The sequence below is a fragment of the Pseudoalteromonas sp. Z1A6 genome, assembly GCF_011378745.1.
In the GTDB taxonomy this organism is placed as follows: domain Bacteria; phylum Pseudomonadota; class Gammaproteobacteria; order Enterobacterales; family Alteromonadaceae; genus Pseudoalteromonas; species Pseudoalteromonas arctica.
Genome location: NZ_WTKW01000429.1, coordinates 1 through 3129 on the forward strand (window position 1 = coordinate 1; position 3129 = coordinate 3129).

A 3129-nucleotide genomic window follows, 5' to 3' on the forward strand; every position below is an offset into this window, starting at 1 on the left:
TTAAATTCGTTTAACAGTTTGGTATTTATAGAAATTTAAACTATTTTTAATAGTGAACTGCCGAGTAGGCAGCTGGAAATTCTGCGAGTTGTATTTGCTCTACTATAATCCCGTGAACTGCCGAGTAGGCAGCTGAAATTAGGCCAGGAAGTAAACAACCACAACTTGTGACTTTTAACTGCCGAAAAGGCAGAGGCTAAGTAAAAAGACCTCAGCAAACGCTAGGGTCTTTTTAAGCGTTATAACTGTGTTTGAGGTTATTAACAACGTTCCTAATTAACCTTCTACCAGCAATTGTATTTACAAATGTTAAAGGTGTTTTAGAGCTAAATTGTAAGGAGTACGTATTTAGCCATTTATTCCATCGTTCAATATTTTCAAAGTAATCAATACAAGCTGATGCTAGATGAGCTAACTCAAAGGTATTTTCACTCAAAGTTGCATTTAAACGTTTATGCTCTTTTTTATGACGTTCGAAAGTTCTAGTATTTGTACCAATTGCTTTAGCAAAGGATTGAATATCCCACTGTAACTCAAGCCTAAATCTCTCAACACTTTTTATATCTAACCCACGTTGAACTAATTCAATTTCATCTAAAGGGTTTGAGCTTAAATTAACTTTTCCATTGCTGAGTATATCTACAAATTTATGATTAGTGCTAGGTTGCATATCACTAGGCATACATACCTCAAAGCCAGGAAAGTTATATTTAATAATAGCACTTCTACTATTAAGCTGATAGTCGGGTTAGAGCGAATAGCGGTCATTGTGATTGGCTAAATATAATAGTTAATTAGTCAAATTGCTGTTTGCTCACATATACAAGTAAACGTGGTACGCGTAGACATTTACGCGGCTCGCGTACCGTCAAATTGTTACCCCCCTCATTACCTCCACAAACCGATATAATGAGGTAAATATATCAATTAGAAGAAAAACGATTTTAATTGGCGAGTTTAGTGTACTCCAGTTTTTTATTGATCTTTAAGCTTAGCACGCTACAAAGCGGTGCGGGGATGAGTGATAGCCAGCCAGGTATTGAGGCGCTAGTTACATTAAGTTGTTCGAGGCGGAGGGTGGACTATATTTATTTAGTCAAGACGATTGAGGCATCTACTTAATAATTGGCTATAAAAAACATCTTATTCTTTTTTATTGACTACAATGAAGCAGCAAAGGGAAATATATAATAATTGAGAGTATTCAATATTATGTGATTCTCCTTCTTTAGAAATCAGCTTGAAAGGAGCAATTTATGCGTTTATTTTCACTTTTTATTGTCATAACCGGTTCTATAGTGACCTCATTTATTGCCATTATTTTTCTTTTAACATTCCTATCGGATGATACTCAAAGGAGTAGCTTTAGCCATACAATTTACCTAGATGAAGAAAGTGGGAAGATGTATTTTCCTGTAGTAAATAAACTAATGCGTAATTTAAATGAAATATTTAATGTGGACTATACAGCAGATGATTTAAGCAATGAGTATAAGCAAAAACTACTCGAATGCTTTTTCTATATGAATGAGCTCAAAATTGAACCGACTGAGTCAAATAGAATTCATTATCTAAAATCCTGCGAACCTAAGTTTCAAACTAAACCCTAGTGCTTTTACTCGCTGACAAACACGTGCCTCAAGGTGTGTTATAAATACAATCAATTATTATTAGATAATGACTCTTAAGTAAGTGGAATTTGATGCTTTATGTGATTAAGAAGACAACTTACTTTAGAGTCTTAACTTTCAGTTAGTCTCTGTAAAAATGCATTTTATTAGCTCAGCTACTGTAATAGTGTCATGTTGCTTATTTGATTCTCGTAAACCAAATAGAGAAATGAAGTTTTAGTGATTTATTTTAATAGCTTAGTCTATTCCTACCTAACTGTTTAGATATATATAATTTATCATCCGCGACTTTTAGTATTTCAGTTTCCCCCTTTAAGCCTCTCAACGTTGCAATTCCTGCACTGACAGTCAGGTGTTTAAAATTAGAACCACTGTGAGGGATATTCAGTGCACTAATATTTTTTATTACATCTTCGGTTACTAAAATACTTCCCTCTAAATCGGTAGATGGAAGAACTATAACAAACTCTTCTCCTCCAAAGCGAATCACGACGTCGCGAGGTCTTTTTAATGTTTTTTGTATTGTTTGTGCGACAATCTTTAGTGCTTTATCACCTTCTAGGTGGCCATATATGTCGTTAAACTGTTTGAAAAAGTCAATATCTATGAAAATGAGAGCGTAATCTTCATTCATTCTTTTTGCGTTCAGAGCAACTTTTTCAATATGCGTATCAAAATAACGTCTATTGAATACTCCTGTTAAGCTATCTAAAAATACCAAATTAGTTAACTTGTCTCGTTGTAACTTAATCGTCAGATGAGTTTTCACTCGATTAAATACTGTTTTTTTTGTAAAGGGTTTTTGAATAAAATCAACTCCACCTACATCCCAACAGGTATCTTCATTTTCATGTGATGACGTTATAAAAATAATGGGAACATTGCTAATTTCAGGAAGGCTTTTAAGGTATTTACACGTTTCTATTCCGCCCATCCCATCCATTACTATATCCAGTAAAATTAAATCAGGGGTATGGTTTTCGCACCACTTTATGGCTGCTTCACCACTTTCAACAGATTCAACTTTAAAGTGGTTTGAGAGTATTCTTTTCAGTAATAGAACATTTAAAGGCTGATCTTCAACAACTAGCACTTTGGACTCGAACAACTCAATTATTAAGTTTTCATTATTACCAACGCTTTGAGTATTTAATCCCAAAATTATCTCCCTTCCTATAGTCGATCTTGATACTAAAGTTGCAGTAAATCACCAGCTCTAGTTTTTGTTTTTTATCAATAACTTAAAGCATTATAAGAGTAGAATATTGCATGATTTTTAGCAAGCACTGAGGTCATGAAATTAGTTATTTGTGACTAATCATTTGAAATTAATTAATCCTAAAGTACAATTCAATGCTTGGCGTAATCTATATTATAGTTGACTGAATTTTGGCCTATAAGCATAATTTTATGCCTGTGGTAAAAACGACGGCTGGGCAGAATCTATTTAAAATTTTCCCTCTTGCGTATCTATATATGAAACGCAGTGCTACTTTCA

At 33.7% G+C, this 3129-nt stretch carries 3 protein-coding genes; 1 reads left to right on the forward strand and 2 read right to left on the reverse strand.

The features are described 5' to 3' along the window. Nucleotides 1–232 precede the first annotated feature (232 nt). Nucleotides 233–682, reverse strand: coding sequence for an antitoxin Xre-like helix-turn-helix domain-containing protein (locus GQR46_RS18090; RefSeq protein WP_165741883.1), 450 nt, complete (start codon nucleotides 680–682; stop codon nucleotides 233–235). Between the two features lie 574 nt (nucleotides 683–1256). On the opposite strand from GQR46_RS18090, the gene GQR46_RS18095 reads away from it, so the two are divergent. Then, nucleotides 1257–1610 (forward strand): hypothetical protein, encoded by a 354-nt coding sequence (locus GQR46_RS18095; protein ID WP_165741886.1) that lies wholly within the window; start codon nucleotides 1257–1259, stop codon nucleotides 1608–1610. Between the two features lie 250 nt (nucleotides 1611–1860). Here the strand turns inward: GQR46_RS18095 and GQR46_RS18100 are convergent, their stop codons facing one another. After that, a complete protein-coding gene (locus tag GQR46_RS18100; RefSeq protein ID WP_165741888.1) occupies nucleotides 1861–2790 on the reverse strand; it encodes a diguanylate cyclase in 930 nt (309 codons plus the stop codon). Between the last annotated feature and the right edge of the window lie 339 nt (nucleotides 2791–3129).

Bases quoted from the DNA above. Each gene is read 5' to 3' on its own strand.
- GQR46_RS18090 (WP_165741883.1), bottom strand. From the start codon at position 682: ATGCCTAGTGATATGCAACCTAGCACTAATCATAAATTTGTAGATATA.
- GQR46_RS18095 (WP_165741886.1), top strand. From the start codon at position 1,257: ATGCGTTTATTTTCACTTTTTATTGTCATAACCGGTTCTATAGTGACC.